Origin of the sequence: Arthrobacter sp. A5 (assembly GCF_051131705.1) — a bacterium.
Taxonomy (GTDB): Bacteria; Actinomycetota; Actinomycetes; order Actinomycetales; family Micrococcaceae; genus Arthrobacter_M.
Genome location: NZ_CP180316.1, coordinates 1,211,601 through 1,235,962, shown reverse-complemented (window position 1 = coordinate 1,235,962; position 24,362 = coordinate 1,211,601). Strand labels below are relative to the sequence as shown.

General features: G+C 65.9%; 19 protein-coding genes and 1 pseudogene. 5 read left to right on the top strand and 15 right to left on the bottom strand.

What is annotated here, in order from left to right:
* Positions 1-44 precede the first annotated feature (44 nt).
* The 3 genes and pseudogenes from argB to argC all read right to left on the bottom strand — a co-directional run.
* Positions 45-944: an acetylglutamate kinase gene (gene argB, locus ACLLJI_RS05635; RefSeq protein WP_283561188.1), complete on the bottom strand. Its 900-nt coding sequence runs from the start codon at positions 942-944 to the stop codon at positions 45-47.
* Positions 945-1,032: 88 nt separating this feature from the next.
* Positions 1,033-2,184: a bifunctional glutamate N-acetyltransferase/amino-acid acetyltransferase ArgJ gene (gene argJ / locus ACLLJI_RS05630; RefSeq protein ID WP_434618938.1), complete on the bottom strand. Its 1,152-nt coding sequence runs from the start codon at positions 2,182-2,184 to the stop codon at positions 1,033-1,035.
* Positions 2,185-2,291: 107 nt separating this feature from the next.
* A pseudogene (gene argC, locus ACLLJI_RS05625) lies at positions 2,292-3,338 on the bottom strand (N-acetyl-gamma-glutamyl-phosphate reductase); the annotation flags it as partial.
* 206 nt (positions 3,339-3,544) lie between these two features.
* Between argC and ACLLJI_RS05620 the strand changes: the two are divergent.
* Positions 3,545-4,519 carry a quinone oxidoreductase family protein gene (locus ACLLJI_RS05620; RefSeq protein WP_434618935.1) on the top strand — a complete coding sequence of 325 codons (975 nt, stop codon included), beginning with the start codon at positions 3,545-3,547 and terminating at the stop codon, positions 4,517-4,519.
* Between the two features lie 111 nt (positions 4,520-4,630).
* Here ACLLJI_RS05620 and pheT read toward each other — a convergent pair whose 3' ends face one another.
* Both pheT and pheS read right to left on the bottom strand, forming a co-directional pair.
* Positions 4,631-7,177 (bottom strand): phenylalanine--tRNA ligase subunit beta, encoded by a 2,547-nt coding sequence (pheT, locus tag ACLLJI_RS05615; RefSeq protein ID WP_434618932.1) that lies wholly within the window; start codon positions 7,175-7,177, stop codon positions 4,631-4,633.
* Between the two features lie 2 nt (positions 7,178-7,179).
* Positions 7,180-8,325, bottom strand: coding sequence for a phenylalanine--tRNA ligase subunit alpha (pheS, locus tag ACLLJI_RS05610; RefSeq protein WP_434618929.1), 1,146 nt, complete (start codon positions 8,323-8,325; stop codon positions 7,180-7,182).
* Between the two features lie 201 nt (positions 8,326-8,526).
* Here pheS and ACLLJI_RS05605 point away from each other — a divergent pair, with 201 nt between their 5' ends.
* Positions 8,527-8,973: a hypothetical protein gene (locus ACLLJI_RS05605; RefSeq protein ID WP_434618926.1), complete on the top strand. Its 447-nt coding sequence runs from the start codon at positions 8,527-8,529 to the stop codon at positions 8,971-8,973.
* Entirely contained in the window at positions 8,970-9,659 is a 690-nt protein-coding gene (locus tag ACLLJI_RS05600; RefSeq protein ID WP_434618923.1) for an SIMPL domain-containing protein, read from the top strand. Before ACLLJI_RS05605 ends, ACLLJI_RS05600 begins: the two co-directional genes overlap by 4 nt.
* On the opposite strand, the gene ACLLJI_RS05595 is transcribed toward ACLLJI_RS05600, so the two are convergent.
* The 9 genes from ACLLJI_RS05595 to ACLLJI_RS05555 all read right to left on the bottom strand — a co-directional run bounded on the left by ACLLJI_RS05595 (position 9,652) and on the right by ACLLJI_RS05555 (position 20,998).
* Complete coding sequence (locus tag ACLLJI_RS05595) at positions 9,652-10,644, bottom strand: alpha/beta fold hydrolase (RefSeq protein WP_434618920.1); 993 nt, start codon at positions 10,642-10,644, stop codon at positions 9,652-9,654. The genes ACLLJI_RS05600 and ACLLJI_RS05595 overlap by 8 nt on opposite strands.
* A 74-nt stretch (positions 10,645-10,718) precedes the next feature.
* Positions 10,719-11,486, bottom strand: coding sequence for an enoyl-CoA hydratase/isomerase family protein (locus tag ACLLJI_RS05590; RefSeq protein ID WP_434618917.1), 768 nt, complete (start codon positions 11,484-11,486; stop codon positions 10,719-10,721).
* Positions 11,483-12,643 (bottom strand): acyl-CoA dehydrogenase family protein, encoded by a 1,161-nt coding sequence (locus tag ACLLJI_RS05585; RefSeq protein WP_283561198.1) that lies wholly within the window; start codon positions 12,641-12,643, stop codon positions 11,483-11,485. The genes ACLLJI_RS05590 and ACLLJI_RS05585 overlap by 4 nt, the downstream gene beginning before the upstream one ends.
* Before the next feature lie 89 nt (positions 12,644-12,732).
* On the bottom strand, positions 12,733-14,814 hold the full coding sequence (locus ACLLJI_RS05580) for an acetate--CoA ligase family protein (RefSeq protein WP_434618914.1): 2,082 nt from the start codon (positions 14,812-14,814) through the stop codon (positions 12,733-12,735).
* Positions 14,814-15,680 carry an SDR family NAD(P)-dependent oxidoreductase gene (locus ACLLJI_RS05575; RefSeq protein ID WP_434618911.1) on the bottom strand — a complete coding sequence of 289 codons (867 nt, stop codon included), beginning with the start codon at positions 15,678-15,680 and terminating at the stop codon, positions 14,814-14,816. The genes ACLLJI_RS05580 and ACLLJI_RS05575 overlap by 1 nt, the downstream gene beginning before the upstream one ends.
* Before the next feature lie 14 nt (positions 15,681-15,694).
* Positions 15,695-17,539: an ABC transporter ATP-binding protein gene (locus ACLLJI_RS05570; protein WP_434618908.1), complete on the bottom strand. Its 1,845-nt coding sequence runs from the start codon at positions 17,537-17,539 to the stop codon at positions 15,695-15,697.
* Positions 17,536-18,435: an ABC transporter permease gene (locus tag ACLLJI_RS05565; protein ID WP_434618905.1), complete on the bottom strand. Its 900-nt coding sequence runs from the start codon at positions 18,433-18,435 to the stop codon at positions 17,536-17,538. Before ACLLJI_RS05565 ends, ACLLJI_RS05570 begins: the two co-directional genes overlap by 4 nt.
* A complete protein-coding gene (locus ACLLJI_RS05560) occupies positions 18,432-19,478 on the bottom strand; it encodes an ABC transporter permease (protein WP_434618902.1) in 1,047 nt (348 codons plus the stop codon). Before ACLLJI_RS05560 ends, ACLLJI_RS05565 begins: the two co-directional genes overlap by 4 nt.
* Positions 19,475-20,998, bottom strand: coding sequence for an ABC transporter substrate-binding protein (locus ACLLJI_RS05555; protein WP_434618899.1), 1,524 nt, complete (start codon positions 20,996-20,998; stop codon positions 19,475-19,477). The genes ACLLJI_RS05560 and ACLLJI_RS05555 overlap by 4 nt, the downstream gene beginning before the upstream one ends.
* Positions 20,999-21,416: 418 nt before the next feature.
* Between ACLLJI_RS05555 and ACLLJI_RS05550 the strand changes: the two genes are divergently transcribed.
* Together ACLLJI_RS05550 and ACLLJI_RS05545 are read left to right on the top strand one after the other, a co-directional pair.
* Positions 21,417-22,055 carry a TetR/AcrR family transcriptional regulator gene (locus ACLLJI_RS05550; protein WP_434618896.1) on the top strand — a complete coding sequence of 213 codons (639 nt, stop codon included), beginning with the start codon at positions 21,417-21,419 and terminating at the stop codon, positions 22,053-22,055.
* A gap of 6 nt (positions 22,056-22,061) precedes the next feature.
* The gene (locus tag ACLLJI_RS05545; RefSeq protein ID WP_434618893.1) at positions 22,062-22,697 is read left to right on the top strand and encodes an NUDIX hydrolase; all 636 of its coding nucleotides are present in this window, start codon (positions 22,062-22,064) and stop codon (positions 22,695-22,697) included.
* A 12-nt stretch (positions 22,698-22,709) separates the two neighbouring features.
* Here ACLLJI_RS05545 and ACLLJI_RS05540 read toward each other — a convergent pair whose 3' ends face one another.
* Positions 22,710-24,218 (bottom strand): long-chain-fatty-acid--CoA ligase, encoded by a 1,509-nt coding sequence (locus tag ACLLJI_RS05540; RefSeq protein ID WP_434618890.1) that lies wholly within the window; start codon positions 24,216-24,218, stop codon positions 22,710-22,712.
* Positions 24,219-24,362: the final 144 nt, after the last annotated feature.

Here is a 24,362-nt window from a genome sequence, read left to right as displayed (position 1 = left end):
GGGGCCTGCCGTGCCGGCATCGCGTGTGGCGTGTGCATCGTCTGTCATGATGGTTCCCCTTCGTCCGGAAAAACCTGGGTGCCGTTACCGGCGGTCGTGATGAGCTCCAGCAGCATGGAATGCGCGCTCCTGCCGTCCACCACGGCGGCACGCTGCACGCCGCCGTCGACCGCCTTCAGGCAGGCGGTCATCTTCGGGATCATGCCCGATTCCAGACCGGGCAGCAGATTGCGCAGCTCGGTGGCGCCAATCGCGGAGATCAGCGACGATTTGTCCGGCCAGCGGGCGTAAAGGCCTTCCACATCGGTCAGAATCACCAGCCTGGAGGCCTGCAGCGCCACCGCCAGCGCGGCCGCGGCGGTATCAGCGTTGACGTTGAGCACCGATTCCGCATGCCCGAGCTCCGGTGCCACGGTGGAAATGACCGGGATCCGGCCGGCATCGAGCAGGTTCAGGATGGACCCCGGGTTCACACCCACCACCTCGCCCACCTGGCCCAGGTCGACGTGCTCGCCGTCGACCGTGGTCCCGGTGCGCTCGGCTTGCAGCAGCGCACCGTCCTCCCCGGACAATCCCACGGCATAGGGCCCGTGGGCGTTGATGAGCCCCACCAGCTCGCGCCCCACTTGTCCCGTGAGCACCATCCGGACCACGTCCATGGCCTCCGGCGTGGTGACTCGCAGCCCGCCCTTGAACTCCGATTCAATGCCCAGCCGGCCCAGCATCGCGTTGATCTGCGGGCCGCCGCCGTGCACCACCACCGGCTTGATGCCCACGTGGTGCAGGAAGACGATGTCCTCGGCGAACGCCCGGCGCAGCTCGTCGTTGATCATGGCGTTTCCGCCGTATTTAACGACGACGACGGTGCCGGCGAAGCGCTGGATCCAAGGCAGCGCTTCGATCAGGGTGGCTGCCTTATCCTGGGCTGCTGCGACCGATGTCATGAACGGATCCTTATGTTTCGGTGGGTCAAATTTCGGTGGCCGAACCGGATGCGGTCTCTACGGGTTGGACCGGTGGCTGCGGCGCGGGTCAGGAGGAGTAAGCGCTGTTTTCTTCAACATACTCATGCGTGAGGTCATTGGTCAGGATGGTGGCGGTGGCCTTTCCGGCCTGCAGATCGATTTCCACGTTCACTTCCCGCGGCGTCAGGTCCACCAGGTCCCGGGACTCCCCGATCATCCCGTTGCGGCAGACCTGCACGCCGTTGATCGCGACATTGAGCTGATCGGGTTCGAAGACCGCATCCGTGGTGCCGACGGCGGACAGTACGCGTCCCCAGTTCGGGTCGTTGCCGAAGATCGCCGTTTTGAACAGGTTGGAGCGTGCCACGGCACGCGCGGCGAGTTCGGCATCGTGCTCGGTGGCGGCGTTGATCGCCGTAATGGCAATGTCGTGGCTGGCACCCTCGGCGTCGCCGATCAGCGCACGGGCCAGCTGCCTGCACAGTCCGGTCAGCCCGGCGGTGAATTCGGCCATCTCCGGATAAACCCCGGACGCGCCGGAGGCCAGCAGCAGCACCGTGTCATTGGTGGACATGCAGCCGTCCGAATCGGCGCGGTTGAAACTCACCCGGACCGCGTCGCGCAGGGCCGCGTCCAGCCCGTTCGGTTCGACGACGGCGTCGGTGCTGATCACCACCAGCATGGTCGCCAGCCCGGGGGCGAGCATGCCTGCGCCCTTGGCCATGCCGCCGATCGAATAGCCGGCCCCGGCAAAGACAGCCTCCTTGGCCACCGTGTCGGTGGTCATGATCGCCTCGGCCGCCGCCGGGCCGCCGTCGTCCTTCAATGCCGCCGAAGCGGCTTCGATGCCGGGCAGGAGCTTGTCCATCGGCAGCTGCTCGCCGATCAGACCCGTGGAACAGACCGCCACATCAGCGGCGGACAGGCCCAGCAGGTCCGCCACTTTCTCCGCCGTTGTGTGCGTATTCTGGAAGCCCTGCGGGCCCGTGCAGGCATTGGCGCCGCCGGAATTGAGCAACACCGCATCCACCCGACCGTCGCCGAGCACCTGACGCGACCAGTGCACGGGGGCTGCGGCCACCCGATTGGACGTGAAAACGGCGGCGGCGTGCTTTAGCGGCCCGTCGTTGACCACCAGGGCAAGATCGGACCTTCCGGAGACCTTCAGCCCGGCTGTCACACCGGCGGCCCGGAATCCTGCGGCGGTTGTCACGCTCATGGTGCTACTCCTTGGAAGGTCAGGCCTGTCGTTTCGTCCAGGCCGAGGGCAATGTTCATGGACTGCACCGCGCCGCCGGCGGTGCCCTTGGTCAGATTGTCGATGGCGCAGCAGACAATCACGCGGCCGGCATGCGCGTCGAAGGCAATCTGCAGCGCCACGTGGTTGGACCCTTGGACGGACTTGGTGGAGGGCCATTGACCGGGCGGCAGAACGTGGACAAACGGCTCGTCCTCGTAGGCATCCAGCCAGATCTGCCGCAGTTCCGCTTCGGCAGCGTTGCCTGCGCCGGCTTTATATGCGCTGTCTTCTTCGGCACCGGTTCCTCCGATGCTGCCTTGACCGGCGCTGCCTTGACCGGCGCTGCCTTGACCGATGCTGCCTTGACCGATGCTGGCGCGCATCCGCGGGACGACCTTGGCCGTGGCCGTGGCCAGGATCCCGCGGCTCATCGGCGCCAGCGTGGGTGTAAAGGACACGGTGACGGCAGTTCCGGCGGCGGCGGAGAGGCCCTGTTCGATCTCCGGCGTGTGCCGGTGGCCGCCGCCCACGCCGTAGGGGCTCATCGAGCCCATGACCTCGGAGCCGATGAGGTTGACCTTAGCGGTCTTGCCGGCACCCGAGGTTCCGGACGCCGAAACGATGACGACGTCGTCGGGCATCAGGGCGCCTGCCGCGAAACCGGGGGCCAGCGCCAGCAGCGCGCTGGTCGGGTAACAGCCCGGGACGGCGATCCGCCGGGCATTCCGCAGCCTTTCCCGGTGCCCGGGCAGTTCGGGCAGCCCGTACGGCCAGGTGCCGGCGTGGGCGGAGCCGTAAAACTTCTCCCAGGCCGCCGGATCCTCGAGCCGATGGTCGGCGCCGGCGTCAATCACCAGGGTGTCCGCAGGCAGCTGGCGGGCGATCTCCGCAGACGCACCATGCGGCAGGGCCAGGAACACCACATCGTGGCCTGCCAGGTTGTCGACAGTGGTCTCCTCCAGCAGCCGGTCCGCGAGAGAATGCAGGTGCGGCTGGAGTTCGCCCAGACGCGCGCCGGCGTTGCTGTGCGCTGTGATGGCGCCGATCGTCACCTCCGGATGGCCCGCCAACAGGCGCAGCACCTCTCCCCCGGCATAACCGCTGGCTCCCGACACCGCTACAGAGATCGTCATGGACCCAGCATACAGCAGATTTATTCATAGCCACCGATAATTATGCATATTTCGCGGCACCTCCTCCAACTGAGTCGCAGATATGGCACCCAAAAGACGATTTGAGTGCCATAAATGCGACCCAGTTGGGACGGGAGGTTTGCGGCAGGTCCTAGCATGGAGATGAGACCCATCCGCATATCCAGCTGAGCAAATGGAGCCATCTCATGAGCGAGAACATGAAAGCGATTGTCGTCACGGAGACCGGTGGTCCCGATGTCCTGCGGGCAGCCGACGTCCCGATGCCGCTGGCCGGACCCGGTGAACTGCTGATCAAGGTGGCCGCCAGCGGGGTGAATTTCATCGAGACATACCAGCGCAGCGGCCACTACGCCATTGATCTGCCGTATACCCCAGGTTCTGAAGCTGCGGGCAGCATCGTCGCGGTAGGGGACGGCGTGGAGGACTTCGCCGTCGGGCAACGCGTCGCCACCGCGGAGGGCCGGTCAACCTATGCCGAGTTCACCGTCGTCGAAGCCGCGAAGGCGCTTCAGGTTCCCGATGGAGTGTCCGACGACGTAGCTGCCGCACTGCCGCTGCAGGGCATGACGGCGCATTACCTGATCAACTCCTCCTACCATGTGGAGCCAGGGCAGACGGTGCTGACCCATGCCGGTGCCGGCGGCGTCGGGCTGCTGCTCATTCAGCTGCTCAAGGACCGCGGCGCACGGGTGATCAGCACCGTCTCCACCGACGAAAAGGAAGCGCTGGCACGCGGGGCCGGGGCGGACGAGGTGTTGCGCTATGACGGCTTTCCCGAGCGGGTGCGCGCAATCACCGACGGAACCGGTGTTGATGTCGTGTACGACGGCGTCGGAAAGAATACGTTTGACGGCTCGCTTAAAGCGCTGCGGCTGCGCGGCACGCTGGTGCTCTACGGAGCCGCGTCCGGTCCGGTGCCGCCGTTTGATCTGCAGCGGCTTAACGCGGGCGGCTCACTGAGCATCACCCGGCCGAAGCTGGGAGACTTCCTGCAGAATCCGCAGGAACGCCGCTGGCGGTCCCAGGAGGTTTTCACGGCCGCCGCCACCGGGAAACTGGAGGTGCGGATCGGTGCACGCTATCCGCTGGCCGAGGCAGCACAGGCACACACCGATCTGCAGGCCCGCAAAACCACCGGCAAAGTTCTGCTCGTGCCTTAGTCTCCGTCACCTTGCGCCCATCGATCCCGATGGGTGTAGCACTTCGCACCCAGGTCCCAGCAGTAAAACATGGGCGCGAAGAGCTACACCGATGGGGAAAAGGGCGCGGCGCTAGCCCCTCAGGACTGCTCCGAACCGTTCGGCGGCAACCGCAACGGCCGCTTCCCGGGCCGCGGTGGCTTCGTCCGCTGTCAGCGTCCTGTCATCGGCCCGGAACCGCAGCCCGAAGGCCAAGGACTTCCGGTCCTCGCCGATCCCGGTTCCGCGGTAGTCATCGAACAGCGCTACATCTTCGAGCAGTTCCCCGGCCCCCTCGCGCAGTGCCGCCAGCACGTCTTCGGCCGGAATCCGGGCCGGAACCACGAGGGCAACATCCTGGGTGGCGATCGGAAAGGTGGAGATGTGCTTGGCCACAATGACGTCCGGCGCGGCCTCGAACAGCTGGTCGGCGTCCAGTTCCAGCGCCACCGAGCGGGCAGGCATATCCAGCTCCGCCAACAGCTTCGGATGGAGCTCACCGGCGTAGCCGACAACATCCCCGCTGCGCAGTGTCAGCACCGCGGTGCGCCCGGGGTGGAACGCCTGGTGCAAACCCTGGCTGATCACCACCTCGACGCCGAGGACAGCGCCGATGAGGCGAACAAAATCCAGGGCGTCGGCATAGTCCCAGGCCCGCCCGGAGTGACCCGCGGCCAGCGGGGAATCCTTGCCCGTCAGTACGGCGCCGATGTGCAGCGGCTGCTCCGGCACCCCATCATAGAGCGCGGCCAACACGTCCTCGGAAGGCAACAGGCCCAGCGGCGGAATGCTTTCGGTGCCCTGCGTTCCGTCCGGGAGGAACACCAACCCGGCCTCAAACAGGGCCACGTCGCGGAAGCCGCGGGAATGGTTGCGCTTGGCCACCTCGATCAGCCCCGGCAGGATCGAGGTCCGCAGGTAGCCGTTTTCCTCGCTCAACGGGTTTGCCAGCTTGATGGCGGAACGCTCAGCCCCGGCGTCGGCCACACCGAACGTGTCGTTGTCTTCCTTGGAAATGAAAGGGTAGGCCAGGACTTCGGTCAGGCCGGCGTCGGCCAAAGCCTGCAGTGCACGACGGCGGAGCTGCTGTGGGCGCGAGAGGCCGCGGCCTGGCGGGGCCACCGGGAGCGTGGCGGGAATCTTGTCGTAGCCGACCAGCCGCGCTATTTCCTCGGTCAGGTCTTCCGGCGTTTCCAGGTCGTGGCGCCAGCTAGGGGCGGTGACCCGGTAGCCGCCGTCGATCTTTTCCACCGTGCCGCCCACATCGGTGAGCGCCGTGACGATCTGGCCATCGGTGAAGTCGATGCCGATCAGGGCGGAGGCAAAGCCGGACGGCAGCGTGATCGTGACCGCCGCGGGCTCGGTGCCGACGTCGGTCACGGTGGTGTCCTCGGTGCCGCCGGCCAGTTCCACGAGCAGATCGATGACACGCTGCGCGGCCTTGTCGGCCATCTGCCAGTCGACGCCGCGTTCGAAGCGCTTGGACGCCTCGGATGGCAGTTTGTGACGGCGGCGGGAGCGCGCGACGCTCACCTCGTCGAAGTGGGCGGCCTCGACCAGGACGTTGACGGTGGCGTCGGAACACTCGGTGGAGGCACCGCCCATGAGACCGGCGATGCCGATCGGGCCCGCACCGTCAGTAATGAGCAGGTCCTCCGGGTCGAGGGTGCGCACCTTGCCGTCGAGGGTCCGCAGAGTCTCCCCCGGGGTTGCGCGCCGAACCACGATGCCGTCGGCCAGTTTGTCGGCGTCGTAGCAATGGGTCGGTTGGCCTAGTTCAAACATCACATAGTTTGAAATGTCGACCGGCAGCGAGATGGACCGCATGCCCGCCAGGCGCAGACGGGCGGACATCCAGGCCGGTGTTGGCGCGGTCGGGTTAATTCCGTGGACCGTCCGTGCTACAAAACGGTCGCAGCCGGGCTTGCCGTAGATGGGGGCCGCATCCTCGAGCCGCACCGGATAACCGGCGCCGCTGGAACGTGTGACAGATATCTGTGCCGCCGGATCGAGGAAGGCGGTGCCGGTGGCGTGCGCGAATTCACGGGCCACGCCGCGGATGCTGAGCACATAGCCGCGGTCCGGCGTCACGTTGATTTCGGCGGCCTCGTCATGGAGGCCGAGCAGTTCGAGGGCGTCCGTGCCGATCTCGGGGTCCAGGCCCAGAGTGCTCAGCACCAGGATACCGTCGTGGTCCTCGCCGATGCCCAGCTCACGCACCGAGGCAATCATGCCGGCAGAGACGTGCCCATAGGTTGTCCGGGGCGCGATTCTGAAGTCTCCGGGCAGCACGGCGCCGGGGAGGGTGACCACCACCTTGTCCCCAACCTCGAAGTTGTGGGCGCCGCAGACGATGCCCTGCACGCCCGACGGATCAACGCCGTCGCCTGTCAGGGTCTGGGTCAGGCCTTCGGGGACAACGCGGACCTCGCACCAGTTGATGGTCTTGCCGTTGGTCTGCGGCTCCGCCTCGAGCGAGAGCACCTGGCCGACGACAATCGGGCCGCTGATTTCATCGCCCGGGCGGTGCACACCCTCTTCCTCAAAACCGACTTTGACCAGTTCGGCCATCACATCTTCGGCAGTCGCGTCCGCCGGTACCTGCGCAAACCCGCGCAGCCAGGAAAGTGGGATTCTCATGCCTAGATCTCCATCCCGAAGTGCTCGCTGAAACGTACATCGCCCTCGATCATGTCCCGCATATCGCCGACCTCATTGCGGAACATCAGGGCACGTTCAATGCCCATGCCAAAGGCAAAACCTGAATAAGTCTGTGGATCAATACCGGCCGCGCGGAGCACGTTCGGATTGACCATCCCGCAGCCGCCCCATTCAATCCAACGCGGGCCGCCCTTGGCACCGGGATGCCAGATGTCCAGTTCCGCGGACGGTTCGGTGAACGGAAAGAAGTTTGGACGCAGCCGGACCTTCGCCTCATCGCCGAAGAGCTGGCGGGTGAAATGCTCCAGTGTGCCCACCAGATCCGCCATGGAAAGGTCCTTGTCGATCGCCAGGCCCTCGAACTGGTGGAACACCGGGGTGTGCGTCGCATCGAGCTCGTCGGTGCGGAACACTTTACCCGGGCACAACACGTAAATGGGCAGCTCCCGTTCCAGCATGGACCGCACCTGCACCGGGGAGGTGTGTGTGCGCAGCACCAGATGAGCCTCCGGAGGCTCCACGAATAAGGTGTCCTGCATTTCGCGCGCCGGGTGGTCCGGCTTGAAGTTCAGCGCGTCAAAGTTGAACCACTCGCTCTCCAGCTCCGGCCCTTCCGCGATTTCCCAGCCCATGCCCACAAAGATGTCGCTCACGCGCTCCTGCAGCGTGGAAAGCGGGTGCCGTGCGCCGGCACGACGGCGGCGCGCTGCCGCCGTGACGTCGACGGTTTCCTCGACCAGGATCCGCGCGGCGTCTTCGGCCTCCAGCTCGGCGGTCCGGGCCGCGAGCGCCTTATTGACCTGGCCGCGCGACGCGCCCATCAGCTTGCCGGCCGCTGCCTTCTGCTCCTTGGCCAGCGAGCCGATGCCGCGGTTGGCCAGGCTCAGCGGGGACTTTTCCCCCGTGTGCGCCAGCCGCGCGGCCTTGAGCCCGTCCAGCGTGGCGGCGGCGGCGAAGGCGGCAACCGCCTGCCCGACGGCGGCAGTTATGGACGCTTCGTCGGTCGGGTCGGGTGCGGCCTGCGCGCCAAGGACCGCCTCCGGTACCGCTTCCGGGACCAATGCCGGTACCGTTTCGGGTACCGCGGCGTCTGCTGCTGGGGCGGATTTCTCGGTTTTGTCAGACATCTACTGTTGTTACCTAAGCTCGTCAGGACAGGGTGGCGGGTCGGTTTCCCGCCCCGCCCAGTCTAGTTGAACCCGGAGCGGAGCCTTGAACCGGGGCGGAGCCGAATCGCGGCCGGGAGCACCAGCTACGGACAGATCCGCGACCCGGCTACGATGTAACCATGATGGGTGGACTGTAACTATAATGGGCGGACTGCAACCATGACCGGCTGGCAGCGGCTGCGGATGGCGGTGAACCTGCTTAACTTGTCTACGCCGCTGGGCATATTGCTGGCCCGGCTCACGCGGGCACAGCTGCAGCCCGGACCCGACGGCTTGGTCTTCGCCACCGGTTACCGGCCCCTCTTGCCGACCGCGGGCGCGTTTACCGTCGGCAACGTGGTGTTCTATCGCGCTAACCGCTGCTTCATTGACGCCCAGCCTCGGCTGCTGGGACACGAGGCGCGGCACTGCACCCAATATGCCTGCTGCCTCGGTCTGCCCTTCCTCCCGCTTTACGGTCTCGGCGCCCTCTGGTCGCTCTGCCGCACTGGGGAGCCGGGCAGCCGCAACCCGTTTGAACGCCAGGCTGGGCTGGACGCCGGAGGCTACCAGCGCCACCCCACCATCGACCGTTTCCGCGGCACAGAAACCGAGGTAGTCCGATGATCCCGAACCAACAGCAGTCCCCGCCCGTACCTGCGGACGACGGCGCTCCACAGGTGACCGTGACCGGACGCGGGGCCTGCAGCCAGGTTCCCGACAAGCTGACAATCAGCATCGGCATCGAAACCCGGCGGGACACGGTGCCGGCTGCCTACGCCGGTGCGGCGACCGCTGTGCAGGCCATCCTGCGGCGGCTGCAGTCGTTGGGCGTTGCGGCGGACGATACCACCAGCAGCGCGCTGAATGTCCGCGCCGAAACGAACTGGCAGGAGGGCGCAGGGAACGTTGTCAGCGGTTACCTGGTCAGCAGCTCCTTCGCGGTACGGCTCGACTACCGGACAAACGCCCGAGACCAAAGTGCCCAGGACGTCATCGTGGCCACGGTGGAAGCCGGCGGCAATGACGTGCGCCTGAACGGCCTGCAGCCATCCGTGTCCGATTCCGCGCAGGCCGCGGCGCGGGCGCGAGAACTGGCCTGGGCTGATGCCGCATCGAAGGCGGAACATTTTGCCGCCCTGGCCGGCCGCGCCATCGGCCTAGTGCTCATCATCACCGAAGGTGAACCGGCCGCCGTCGGGCCGTCCCCTGTGCCCGTTATGGCGCGCGCACTGAACACGGAGGCAATTCCGCTGGAGGCTGGGGAGTCGACCGTCGAGGCAGCCGTCACGGTGAGCTGGGAACTTATCTGAGCGGCGGTGGTCCCGTCTGCGCCCACGCTGCCAACCCAACCTCTCCGCCTGCTGCCAGCATGTCCGCGGCGTGTTCCGGTGCAGCCAACAGCGTTTTGCCGGACACGCTGACGACCACCCGGGCGCCGAGAAATGCCACATCGGCCAGGATCTGGTCCCAGTGCCGATACTGCACGTCATGTCCCTCATGCTGATAGATCCGATTCTTCACGACGTTGGGAAGCGCCGCCCGCCAGCGCTCCAGCTGGGCCAATGGAACTGCCGGATCCGCGCTGCCCCAGTAGGTAAAAACGGGCGCGTCCACGCGGCTCAGATCAGGCAGCGGCGTGTTCCCGCACAGCTCAAAGGCCTGGCTCAGACCTTGCGGAGACACATCCCTGCCCCGGGCGAAGACTCCTCGGGTTGCTTCTTCAATCACCGAGTCATCGAAACCTGGAACTCGGTGAACCGGGCTGTTCGCAGGAAAACGCCACCAATCCGCCGGATCCTCCGCGATCTTCTCTGCGTTGAAGGGTACCGCCCCGGCATCGCCATTCTCCGCGTAGGCACAGGCCAGATGGAGCGATCTCACCCGTTCCGGCCATTCGGCTGCAAACCAGGCAGCGTAGGGGCCGCCACCGGAAATGGCGACGACAGAGACCGGCCCGATGTCCAGCGAATCCAACAGCGACCAGACGTCCGCCCCATATTCGACGAAGCCGACGGCGGGATCGAAGGGCGTTTGTCCGAGCCCGTTGCGCTCTACGGAAATGATCCGAATCCGCAGCTGCTCCCGGAATGACCGAGCGAACTCCATCAGCCGGAACGCCCGTACGGTGGTTCCCGCTCCGCCTAGAAAAAGCAAGGGCTGCCAGTCTGGCCGTCCCTCATCGATGAAATTGACGGTACGGCCGGAGCCAACGACGGTGCTGCGCACGGTCGGGCCAAGCGGATCAAAGCCCTGCTGCAGCACGGCGGGTGCGACCTCTTCCTGCAGAATCTCCATGCCGTTCCTCTCATTCGTACTCGTAAAAGCCGCGGCCGCTCCTGCGCCCCGACATTCGCTTTCCACCCTGCGCCTCAGCAGCACTCGCCGTCGACGCGGTTAAGCGCGGCATAGGCCAGTTGCTCTATGAGCAGCGATGATGCGGCGGAGGATTCGACGGCGGCGTCGATGGCGGCCTTGGTCCAGGCCAGGGCCATGGCGGGCTGCCCGGCCAGGAAGGCCGCGCGTTCCAAAGCCACGGCAAGGGCCTCGCCGGCCGGGACAACCTCACGGACCAATCCGAGCCGGTGTGCCTCTGCGGCCGGGAACCGTTCACCGAAGAGAATGATTTCCCTCGTGATGGCCGGACCAACGGCACGGACCAGCCGGGTCAGGCCACCGGAGCTGGGCAGGATGCCCAGCCCCACCTCAGGCAGGCCGAACCGGGCCGATTCGTCGGCAATCCGGACGTCGCAGGCCAGCGCCAGCTCGAACCCGGCGCCCAGACAGTAGCCGGACACTGCGGCGACGGTGGCCTGCGGCAGCCGGGAGACGACGTCATACAGCGAGCCGCTGCCCCGGTAATAAGCCGCGATCCGCTCCGGCGTCATGTCCGGCAGCTCCGACGTATCGGCTCCGGCGGAGAAGGCCCGCGCGGAACCGGTGAACACGATGGCCCCGGCGGAGGCGACAGCCGGTGTCCGCAGCAGGTCCAACAGCGCCTGCTCCAAGGCGGTGGAGAGGGCATTCATTTTGGCCGGTCGGTTCAGCTGCAGGACCACCACTTTGCCGTGGTCCTGCACCTGGACCAGCGGCTCCGCCGGCTCCTCGCCGTACAGCTCGGTGGGGTGCGGCTGGGTCACTGCGGCACGGCTCCAGCGTACCTGAGCAGGCCCTCGGCTCCGCGCTTGTTGATTTCGTTGCCGATAATGATGGTCTGGATCTCCGAGGTGCCCTCCCAGATCCGGTCCACACGCAATTCCCGCCACAGCCGTTCGACCGGATTTTCCCGCATGTAGCCGCGTCCGCCGAAGATCTGCAGGGCATTGTCCACGCAGCGATTGGATGCTTCCGAGGCCCCGAGCTTGATGACGGCGGCCTTGGCGTTGAGCAGCTTGCGGTCCATGCCCTGGTCCGCCTCCCATGCCACCTGGTACGTCAGCACCCGGTTGGTCATGATGTCCACGGTGTTCTTGGCCAGCATGTTCTGGATCAGCTGGAAATCGATGATCGGCTTGCCGAACTGTACGCGCTCCTTGGCCCACTCCGCGGCCAGCAGGGTGGCCCGCTCCGCGGCTCCGATGGTACGGGCCGCGATCATCAGGCGCTCCTCCACAAACCAGTCCCGGGTCAGCTCATAGCCTTGGCCTATCGCGCCGAGGATCTTGTCCGCACCAACGCGCACGTCCTCAAAGATGAATTCGGGGTGCTCATAGACGAAGGTGTGGGTGTAGCGGGGCACCCTCTTGACCGAGACGCCGGGCAGGTTCTTGTCGACCAGGAACATCGTCGGAGCACCGTCCACGCTGGCCAGCAGCAGAATGAAGTCAGCCACATCTCCGATGGTCACGAACAGCTTTTCCCCGTTGATCAGGTACGAATCCCCGTCCTTGACAGCGGTGGTTCGGATGTTCTGTGGATCCGAACCCGCCTCGGGTTCGGTAATCGCCACGGCGTCGCGCCGTTCACCGCGGATTTCCGGGATCAGGTATTCCTCGCGCTGCGCCGGGGTGCAGGCCTTCAAAGCGTTGGCCGGGCGCCACATGGTGTCCCAGAGCGCCCCGGTCAGCTTGCCGACCTCTTCGGAAACTATCGCGTGCTCCAGTACGTTCAGCCCGGCCCCGCCCCATTCCTCGGGCATGTTGATGGCGGCCAGTCCGTGATTGAGGATCAGCTGCTTGACCTTGGCGTGCTGGTCATCGGAGAGCCCGTTATTCATTTCGCAGTCGAGTTCATACTGCATCATTTCGTTGGTCCACGCGGCGGCGCGCTGCTTCAGCTCGATCTGGCGTGGGGTCATCTGGAAGTCCATGGGTCCGCTTTCTCTGAGGGTGGGTACTAATGGGAATAAATGGCCGGCGTGCTGCCGGAGGGGGTGTCCGGGTGGAATCAGCCGAGGACGATGCGTGCGTCCAAGGCCAGGGCGCCGCCGGGCATCGCGGCAACGGGATTGCACTCGATTTCGGCGATCTCCGGGTGCGCGGCGGCCAGCTCCGAAAGCCGGGCGACGACGTCGGCCGCGGCGTCCAGATCCACCGGGGCCCGGCCGCGGGCGCCGGTCAGCAGGGCCGCCCCGCGCAGCGAGAGCAGCAGGTCCCGGGCCTGTGGCACTGATACCGGGCCGAGCGCGCACCGGACATCGCGCAGGATTTCCGCGAACACCCCTCCCAAGCCGACCAGCACGATCGGGCCGAAGCGTGGGTCGCGGCGGATGCCGACCAGCAGTTCGACGGCGCCGGACAGATCAGCCATTTGTTCAACGGAGCACGCCGGCGGCGCGAGCCGTGCCGTGACGTCACGCCACGCGGTCAGGAGTCCGGGCTCGTCCGCTATATTGAGGATGACGCCGCCGCGGTCGGACTTGTGGTCATCGCCCAAAGCCTTGAGCACCAGGGGGTAGCTCAATCCGGCCGCAGCGCCGAGCAGCTCCTCCTCGGTGGACACCTCGGCGGCCGGAATAAAAGGAATTCCCGCGCCGGCGAGCAGTGCCCGCGACGGGTAGTAGCCGGTGTCCCGCACCGGTGTTGCTGCGGCCGGCAGCAGCGGAATCCCGGTAGCCGGCTCCGCCTGACGCCGTGCCAGCCGGCCCAGCACCCAAGCGGCTTCCTCAATGCCGCGGTAAACGGGAACCCCGCCTTCCCGCAGCGCGTCGGCACCGGCCGACTGCCAGTTCATCGTCTGCACCACCACGGTGCCGCCGCAGGCCGCCGTCGAAGCGGCCATGGCACGCGCGGCCTCGATCTCCCTGGCCGCAAGTTCCGGGCCGTAGCTGCCGTAGCCGCCAAAATAGCCGCTCATCAGGGTGGCATCCACAGCCGGGCTCGCCGTCAATTGCTCCAGCACGCGGGGGAAACACATGATGTCCTGCTCGCCGCCACCGGCAACATCCACCGGGTTGCTCACGGCCGCCGTTGCGGGCAGCTCGGCGGCCACCGCCGCCTGCAGCTCCGCGGGAAACTCGGCAACTTCCAGGCCCTGCGCCGCGGCGCAGTCACTGGCCACCGAGGCTTGGCCGCCGCCGTCGGCGAACACGGCCGTCCGGCTGCCGCGGGGCACCCGGCTGCGCACCAGTGCCTGCAGCAGGTGGGCCATCTGCGCCGGAGATGAAACCTGTTCAATGCCTGCGGCCCGGCAGGCCGCGTCCACCACGATGCCGGAGGACACCATGGCGCCGGTGTGGGACTTGGCATTTCGGACCGAAGCATCGGTGGCCCCTACGGTCAGCAGCACCACCGGTTTACCGGCCTCCGCGGCCCGCTCAGCCGCCCGGGCGAAGCGCCGCCCGTCATGGAAATCCTCGCAGTAGACCGCTATCGCGGCCGTCCCCTCATGCCCGGCGTAGGCTTCGATCAGATCCGCGGCGTCCAGGTCCGCCTGATTTCCGAGGCTGGCGAAGCGTGAGACACCCAGGCCATGGTCCACCAGTAACGTGGCCAGTTCCAGCGCCATATTGCCGCTCTGCGAAATCACCCCGATGCTGCCCACCGGGAATTCATTGGAGGCCAGGGTCAGTCCGCTGCCATGGTCCAGCACGCCGAGGCAGTTGGGCCCCAGCATCCGGGCTCCGGCCGCCCGCACCTTCGCCGTAATCCGCTCCTCCAGCCGGCGGCCTTCCTCCCCGGCCTCACCGAGTCCCGCGCTGATGCCCACGATGGCACGGGCTCCGGCGGCGAGCGCGTCGTCAACGGCTTCCTCAAAGCCGGCAGCCGGGACGGCGATGACGGCCAGGTCAATCGGACTGCCGACTGAGACAGCGCTGCGCACCGCAGCTCTACCCAGGACGGTCGCCCGGGTGCGGTTTACCAGATGGACGGGTCTGTCGCCCTTCAGCGCCTGAACCGCAATCCAGTTGCCGTACTTGCGCGTGTCGTCACTGGCTCCGATGATGGCAACGGCGTTGGGCGAAAAGAGAGCAGCCAGACTGCCGGCGGCAGGGCCGGACCGGCTGGTTGCGTCCAGGGTAATCGTCATCAGAGCTCCTTTGCTGGGACGGGGCGCCCGGTCCCCCAGGCATCGGCCCCGCCGTCAATGGTTATGGTGGTACCGGTGATATAGCGTGCGGCGTCGGTGGCCAGGAAGGTAATGACGTCCGCGACGTCCTCCGGCTGGCCAAGCCGGCCGAGCGGGACACCTTGTTCCCACTCGCGCCGCGCCTCGGCAGCATATTGGTCAAGGCCTTCGCTGACGATGCTGCCCGGAGCCACTGCCACGGAGCGGATGCCGTAGCGGCTCCATTCCAGAGCCAGCCCGGACGCCAGATTTTCGACGGCGGCGCGGGCCGCGGTCGCGTGCACCATGCCGGGAATGCCCCGGCGCGGCGAGAAGGCCATGAAAACCACCAGACCGCTCCGGTTCGGAATCATGCTGCGCGTGGCCACCTCCCGGGTGACGTTCCAGACTGCCTCCACGGACAGCCGGTGGACGGCCCGCCAGCCGTTCACGCTGATCTCCTCGGCGGGGGCCTGGAACTGCCCGCCGGCGTTGTTGACCAGAATGTCGATCCGGCCGAACGCGGCCAGCGCCTGATCGACCAGCTCCGTCACCTGCTCCGGTTCCCGGATGTCGCCGGCCACTATCCGGGCCTCACCGCCAGCCTGGCGGACCAGCTCCGCAGTTTCCTTCAGCAGCGCCTCGCGCCGTCCCGCCAACACCACTTTGGCTCCGGTGCGTGCCATCGAAAGAGCCGTGGCCCGTCCGATTCCGGTACCGCCGCCGGTGAGCAGCGCGATCCTGCCCGTGAGCGCCTCGGGATGGAAGCTGGGCCGCAGCGCCGGTTCTGCTGCCGGTCCTCCTCCCGGTTCCACTGCCAGTCCTGCTGCCGGTTCCACTGCCGGCATGCTGACCGCGCCGTTCACAGTGCCCGCACCCGGAGGCCGCGGCCGGAGGCATCGGTCTCGGCCTGCGGCTCCCCCGGCGCTGTATACAGCCGTCCGGGGAGCTGGAAGTTCGGTGTAGCCCGCATCAGCGCGCGTGTGTAGTCATGCTGCGGATCTGCAAAGACCTGGGCGACGTCGCCGAATTCCACGATCCGCCCTTGTTCCAGCACGGCCACCTGTTGGGCAATGTTGCGCACCAGAGCGAGGTTGTGCGTAATGAACAGCAGTGTCAGACCCATGTCCGCCTGGAGCCTCCGCAGCAGGTCCACCAGTGAGGACTGCACCGAAACGTCCAGCGCCGAGGTGATCTCGTCACAGACGAGGACGTCCGGCTCGGTCGCCAGGGCCCTGGCAATGGCCACGCGCTGGCGTTCGCCGCCGCTGAGCTGGTCGGGGTAGCGCTGTGCGTGGTCCGGACGCAGCGACGCCCGTTCCAGGGCAGTGGCGACAATCTCGCGTGAATTCCTGACCCTGCCGCGCACGGCGGTCACCGGCTGCAGGATCAGTTCCTCCACGGTGCGTCGCGGATTAAGGGACTCGTACGGGTTCTGGAAGATGTACTGGATCCGGCGGCGTTCCTCCTTCGTCCGCTTAAAGCTGCTGGCCGCCAACGGCACACCGTCCAGCAGCAGCCCGCCGGTGAAATTGTGATGCAGGCCGGCGATGCAGCGGCTCAACGTGGTCTTGCCGGAACCGGATTCACCGAGGAGCGCCACGCAATCCCCGGCATAGACGGACAAATCGATGTTCGCCAGCACTGTGTTGTCCCCGTAGCCTGCCTTCAGTCCGCTGATCTGCACGACGGGCCGCGCCGCGCCGTCCCGGGCTGAACGGGCCCGGGAGTGCTGCACGTGGATCGGCGGCAGAGCCTCATCCGCTTTGAAGCAGCGCACGCTGTGGCGCTCCCCCACGTCGGTGACGCCGGGCGGAGCCACCGTGCAGCCGTCATCGGCGAGCGGACATCTGGGCGCGAAGGCGCAGCCCGCCGGCCGGGCCAGGGGCGAGGGTGCGTTACCGGGAATGCCGACCATCGGCCGCTTGGCTTCCAGGTCCGGCACGGCCAGCAGCAGCCGCGCGGTGTAGGGATGCGCGGGGCTGGCCAGTACGTCCGCGGTGCTCCCGATCTCAACGATCCGGCCCGAATACATCACGGCTATCCGGTCCGCCAGCTCGGCAACCACGGCCATGTCGTGGCTGATGTATACGGCGGCGCAGTCGTACGTCCTGCACATCGAGCGGACCGTTTCCAGCACATGCTCCTGGGTGCTGACGTCCAGTCCCGTGGTGGGCTCGTCCATCACTATCAGCGCCGGCCGGGCGGTGAAGGCCATCGCGATGGCTATGCGCTGCTGCTGACCGCCTGAGAGCTGGTGCGGATAGCGGGCCAGGAACGCATCGTCGTCCGGAAGCGCCACTTCCCGCAGCACCTCCCGCACCCGGGCCAGCCCAGCCGCGGAGCTTCCGGCCAGGCATTCGGTGAGCTGGGTGCGGATGCGCAGCGCCGGGTTGAGGGCGGACGCCGGCGACTGCGGAATGTAGGCAACAGTGCGCCCGCGCAGTTCGCGCACCTGGCGCCAGTTCAGGCCCGCCAGGTCCTTCTCCCCCACGGTGACGGAGCCGCCGTCGACCCTGGTCCCCTCCTTGCAGTAATTCAGCAGCGCCAGCCCCAGGGTGGTCTTTCCGGAGCCTGACTCGCCGACGACGCCGAGGATCTCACCGGGACGGACCTCCACGTACAGCTCATCGATGATGGCCGCCATCGACGGGACGCCGATGATTTTCAGGTCCTCCACCGTCAGGGTGGGTGTGCTGGTGCTCATTCTTTGACTCCTTGGTCGCTGCCGATGGCGGCTTTCGCCAGGCCGTCCGTCACCAGGTTGGTGCCGACGGTCAGCAGGGCGATGGCGATGACGGGCAGCGCCACCGACCACGGCGAGATGGTCAGCGCTATACGGTTTTCATTGATCATCAGGCCCCAGTCCGGCGTGGGCGGCTGCAGGCCCAGACCCAGGAAGCTCAGCCCGGCCACCAGCCCGATCGAGTAGGTCAGCCGCAGGCCGAATTCCACCGCCAGGGTGCTGCTGATGTTGGGCACAATCTCCCCGACCATGATCCGCCAGCGCGGGATCCCCACTGATTCCGCGGCCTTGACGAAATCGCGTTCGACGACGGACAGTGCCGCCCCGCGCACGACCCTTGCCACGCGCGGCAGGTGGCCGAGTCCGACCATGAGCACCAGCAGCCACAGCTGCGGGCCGATGATGGACAGGAAGAGCAGGGCAAGCACGATCTGTGGAAACGCCAGGGCCACATCGCCGGTGCGCATCAGTGCTTCGTCCAGCCAGCCGCGGCGGTACGCCGCGAGCACACCCACCAGGGCGCCGAGCCCGACGCCCAGGGCGGTGGCCACCACGGCCAGAATCATCAATGTCTGGCCGCCGGCCAGGAACCGGGACAGCACATCCCGGCCAAGGTTGTCGGTCCCGAAAGGCCCTCCGGTGCCGGCCGGGGAGAATGGTGCGGCAACGAACTCGGTGGGTGAATGTGGCGCCATGTAGGGTCCCAGGAACGCCAGCGCGAGGACGAGGATGGTCAGGGCCAGGCCGATGACCGTGCGCCTGGACTTCAGGGACCGACGCAACAGCCCCGGTTTGCGTTGGACCTTGGCCGCGGCACCGGTTTTGGTGATGGCCTCAGTGGCCGTGCCGTTGCTCATTGGGCCGTCCTTACTTTCGGGTTGGCAGCCAGCGTCACGACGTCGGCGAGGAGATTGACGACGACGTAGAAGAGGGCGATGGCCATAACCAGGATCTGGACCACCGGCAGGTCCCGGTTGGTTACGGCGTCGATCAGCTGGAAGCCGATACCCGGGAAACGGAAGAGATATTCCACGATCACCACGCCGCCGATCAGCCACGCCAGCTGCAGGGCAACAACCTGGGCGACCGGGCCGATGGCGTTGGGGATAGCGTGTCGCCAGATCACGGTCCGCTCCGGCAGGCCCTTCAGCCGTGCCTGCTGAACGTACTGGCTCTCCAGGACCTCCAGCATGGTGGCGCGCATGATCCGGATGATGTAGGGGGATACGGCGAGGACCAGGGTCAGCACCGGCAGCACCAGCTGCGCCGGGTTGCTCCAGACCTGCTCTCCTGGAATGAGGACGAAGACCGCCGGGAAAAGGTGCAGGAAGCCAGTGGCCAGCAGCAGTACCAGCAGCACTCCGACCACGAATTCCGGCAGGGAGGCCAGGACCAGGGTGACAACGCCGGTTACATGGTCCACCACGGTGTCCTTCTTCAGCGCGCTCCAGGTTCCGATGACGATGGCCAGCGGAATGGCGATGACGGCAGAGCCAAGCATCAGCACGCTTGAATTGAGGAGCATCGGCGCTATAACCTGGACCACCGGCTTGCCGCCCGCCAGCGAATTGCCCAGATCGAAGGTGACCAGGTGTCCCAGCCAGCTGATGTACTGCTCGGGAAGGGAGCCGCCGAGGTGGAGTTGTGCCCGCAGTGCGGCCAGCCGCTCCGGGGTCGCCTCCCGGCCCAGGATGGCCTGGGCCGCGTCCCCCGGAAGTGCCTGTGTGGCGAGGAAGACGACAAGGGAAACGACCCACAGAGTGAACAGGCCGAACATGGACCGCCGCAGCAGCAGCCGTCGCATCCCCCCGATTCGTTTCCGGTTTTCCGTTGTTGGCCGGCCGGACGAAGCTGTCTCGGCCGTCGTTTTGGTCTGGGCCACCATTTTTGAAAGCGTCACTTATTCAACCAGACGTTGCGGAAGGTGAAGGACGTCAGCGGAATGCCGCTCTTGTCCGGGGTGAACCCGCTGACGGTCGAGGAATAGGCGTCGACGCTGTTCGGGAAGCCCCAGATGATGTAGCCGCCGCGGTCGAACTCAATCTGCTCGGCTTTCTGGATGAGCCCGCAGCGGGTGGCCTGGTCCGTCGTGGCGTTGGCCTGGTTGACCAGGTCGGTCCACTGCTTATCATCCCAGTGTGTCTCGTTGTAGGGGGAGGTGCTGAAGCCGGAGGCTGCGGTCTGGGGCAGGTAGTCCCGGGTAAACCAGAAGTCCTGGGAGAAAGTCCACTTCAGGTACTGGTCGCCGTAAAATTCGCCGGGATCGACCTTTTTGACGTTGATGGTTACACCGGCCGCCTTGGCCTGCTGGGCGAAGACCTGTGCCGCCTCGACAAGTCCGGCAGCGGCGGCGGAAGTCACCAGGTCGACGCTGAGGTTGGATTTACCGGCCTCGGCCAGCAGCTCTTTAGCCTTGGCGATGTCCTGATTGCGCTGCGGCACGTCCTGGGGGAAGCACGCGTCGAAGGGTGCGTACATGTCGTTGCCGACGGTGCCGTGGCCGCCCAGGACCTGCTCGACCATCTGCTGGCGGTCTACGATGAGCCGGAACGCCTCGCGGACCTTCGGATCATTGAAGGGCGCCTGGTCCACGCGCATCGTGAAGGGCAGCCAGGAACCGGTGGCCGATTCCAGCACCTTTAGCTGCGGGTTGGCCTTGACGACGTTGACTTGGCCCAGCGGCAGCTGGTCAATGGCGTCCACCTGGCCGCCAAGCAGTGCGTTGACCCGGGCCGTGTCGTCGGGGAAGTCGATGATGGTGACCTTGTCCAGATAGGGCTGCCCGGCACGCCAGTAATGCGGGTTCTTCACGAACGTGCTCTGCTGGCCCGGCGTAAAACTTTCGGTCATGAACGGGCCGGAACTGACCGGATTCTTTGGGTCGTATCCGACCGGAACGATGCCGGCGTTGTATTGCGTCACAATGTCGGGAAAGGTCGCGAACGCGGTGGCGAAGGGAAAGACGATGGTCTGCGGGTCGGGTGCCTTCATGGCGTCCCGCTCCAGCCCGGACAGGGCCGTTGCGCCCGCCATGGGATTCTTGGGATCCGTGATGCGCTGGAAGGTGAAGATGACGTCGTCGGCCGTAATCGGCTTCCCGTTACTGAATTTCAGGCCATCGCGCAGGTGGACGGTCCAGGTCTTCGCATCGGCCGACGGCGTGATCTTGTCGGCCAGCGACATCTGGATTTTGTGGTCGACGTCGTAACTGGCGAGTGTGTCATACAGCTGAATGGCCCGTGCCTCGTCCGGGTGCGTAACAGGCGAGTGCGCATCCAGGCTGTCCTTCGCCGATCCTCCGACTATCCCCACTCGAAGGGTGCCCCCGGCCCTCGGGCTGGATGCTGCACCGGCATCCGCAGCGGGGGTGCCAGCCGAGGAACAGCCGGCAAGCCCCATCAGCGAGGCCGCCAGAGCCATGGCGGTTAGTGTTCGAAGACTCCTGGGACGACGGTGGACGGTCATTGGCTGCGCCTCCTGCGGCGGTGAAGGAAGAATTCCGGAAACTAAAGCGTCTGACTGACGCGTCGGTCATGACCCTAGCTTTGTGCCTGACGTCACACCCTGTCAAGCACGAAACGCTGGTTGTCCAGAAATTCACCCAGTCAAGCGGGATTGGGGGGGTCATAATTGGTGTCAGATGAAACAACGACCATAAGCAGCACGCGGATAGCAAACGGGAAAAATCCTTCAAGTTCTGACTGATGCGTCAATCAGACGAGAACGCTATAGTTTAGGAACCCGGTTTTGCTCTTCGCGCTCACCGAACCTCCGTGATCGCAGAAGATGAACACTGGAGACGAACGCTGAATTTGAAGACGGACGATGAAGACTGACGATGAACACCGAAGGAACCGCGATGAACGAAGCCCCTGAATCCCGTGGAAGTCAGGACCGGCGCACGGCCATCCTGGAAGCCGCGTGGCAGCTGATAGCCGAACGCGGGTATCATCACGTCCGGGTCCAGGACGTTGCACGGATATGCGGCACCAGCACGGGTACCATCCACTATTACTTTCCAGGCAAGGATGATGTGCTGCGCGAAGCGTTGCGCTATTGCGTTGACCAGGCCTTCGAACGGCAAGGGAGCATCCTCCGCCAGATAGCCAACGCCCGTAAGCGCCTGCTCGCCCTGATCGAAATGCAGCTTCCATCGGGCGTGCAGATCCGCAACGAATGGTCGATCTGGCTTCAATTCTGGTCTGAAACATGCCTGAACCTTGACCTGAGACCGGTGCACAACGACTTTTATGCTCGCTGGATGGATGCCGTTGTCAGCATCGTCCGGCGGGGTCAACGCCAGGGCATTTTCCGCGACGTGGATCCGGTGGTTTTCGCCCGGCTGCTGACCTCCGCCACGGACGGGGCCGCCATCAAAATCCTTACCGGAGCCCCGGGCATGAGCGTCGATGTCATGCGGAGCATGCTGGTGTCCATCGTGGACAAAGAACTGGCACTGACTCCGAGCCCCGTCTGAACGGCCGTGATCACTGACAAGCCGGCAGAGAGCGCTTTCGAAGAGCTCCGCGCCTCGCTCCGCGCCAGGCTCAGCGGTTGGACCCGTAATGCGGTCACGAATCAGCCGGATGTTCCCCGGGCAGCCGTCACCATCGCCATCTACGAGATCTCCGGCGCACCGCATTTTCTGATGATTAAACGCGTACCGCGTGGCTCGAACGCCGGCCAGTGGGCGCTGCCCGGCGGACGGATGGACCCGGGAGAGGACATCGTCGAAACGGGTCTGCGCGAACTGGCCGAGGAAACCGGATTGAATGCTGCGGCGGCCCACGTGGTCGGCCTGCTGGATGATTTCTACGCCAGCCGGGGCATTGTCATCACTCCCGTCGTTGTCGTGCTGGAGGGTCCTCAGCGGCCGCGCCGGAGCCCTGCGGAGGTAGCCTCGCTGCACCCCCTGCCGTTGGCCGCCCTGACCGCCCCGGGCGTGCCACGTTGGAAATCTGTCCGAGGCAGCGGCAGCCTGCTGCAGCTGCCGCTGCGGCACGACATGGTGGTACACGCTCCCACCGGCGCCATACTCTGGCAATTCGCTGAAGTGGCCCTGCGCGGCAGGCCGCTGCGGGTGCAGAACCTCACCGAACCGGGCTTCACCTCGCGGTGATCCGCCGCGGGCTCAGGCCTTGATTTCGCGTTTTAGGATCTTGCCGGTCGGGCCCTTCGGCAGGGCATCCACAATGAGGACTTTCCGCGGGTATTTGTAGGCCGCGATCCTGTCCTTGACGAAATCTTGGATCTGAGCCGCCAGGTGTTCCGGATCCTCGGCCCCCTCTGCGTTCTCCTTCAGAGCGACGACGGCGATGATCTCCTCACCGTGGACGTCATCGGGGCGCCCGACGACGGCGGCCTCCGCCACCGCGGGATGTTCGTACAGCACCTCCTCGACCTCACGGGGGTAGACGTTGTACCCGCCGCGCAAGATCATGTCCTTCTTCCGGTCCACGATGTAGAACACCTTGTCCTCGTCCATCCGGGCCAGATCTCCGGTGCGGAACCAACCGTCCGGGATGGCGGCCGCGGTGGCCTCCGGGTTGTTCCAATAGCCCTTCATGACGTAAGCGCCGGCGACGGCGAGTTCTCCCACGGTCCCGGCATCGACGTCGTGTCCGTCCTCGTCGACCACCCGCAGCTGGGCTCCGCGGACCGCCGTGCCGATCGAACCGGGCTTCCGGATCCCGTCCAGCTGGTTGAAGCACACCACCGGCGACGTCTCGGAAAGGCCGTAGCCCTCCAGCAACGTGGCGGCGAAGGTCCGCTCAAATTCGTGCAGCACCTCCAACGGAAGCGCGGATCCGCCGGACGCTGCCACGCGCAGGCTGGAGACGTCAAACCTGTCCCGGTTGCCCTCGGCTGCGCGGGCGCGCAGCAACGCGATGTACATGGTGGGAACGCCCTCGAAGATGGTGACCTTGTCCCGTTGGATGATTTCCAGGGCCTTGACAGGATCGAATTTTGGCAGGATGGTCACCATGCAGCCGGTCATGACCGCTGAGTTCAGTGCGCAGGTCTGGCCGAAGACGTGGAAGAACGGCAGGCCGCCGAATATCACGTCGTTGATCTGCGCGCCGAACAGGCCGGTGGAACATTCGGCGTTGCTGCGCAGGTTCTCGTGCGTGAGCTCGGCTCCCTTTGGCCGGCCCGTGGTGCCGGAGGTGTAAAGGATGACGGCGGTGTCATCAGGTGCCGCTGCGGCCGTTTCATCCACGGATTCGACCGCTCCCAGAAGGCCCATCAGGTCGGCATTGATCAAAATCACGTCCGCCCCGGCAGCCTCCGCCCCGGGGCCCACCTCACCGAGGACGCCGTCCCAGGCGAAGGCGATCTTGGCTCCGGAATCGGTCAGATGGTACTGAACCTCCCTGGACTTCAGCAGCGGATTCAACGGGACCACGATGGCGCCGAACCGCAAAATGCCGTAGTAGATCGAGGGCATCAGCGGCAGGTTCGGGCTGATCAACGCAACTCTGTCGCCCGGTGCCAGACCGCGGTCCTGAAGCAGGCCGGCTACCTTCCTGCTCAACGCGTCCATCGCCGCATAGCTGATCTCGACGTCGTCCATCTTGACCGCAATACCTGCTGGATTGGACTGTGCGGACTTGGTCAAAATGGTGGCCAGATTGGACATCGCGGGCTCCTTTGCTCGACGGGGCGACGGCGACGCCGGGTAGGAACCGCGTCGCTGCATGTTCTCACGCTAACCTAGCTGTCCAGCCCCCGGGAGGGCAGCACCCCCGCGGCGCTCCGGGCACAGAGCAGCGGGACGACCCTT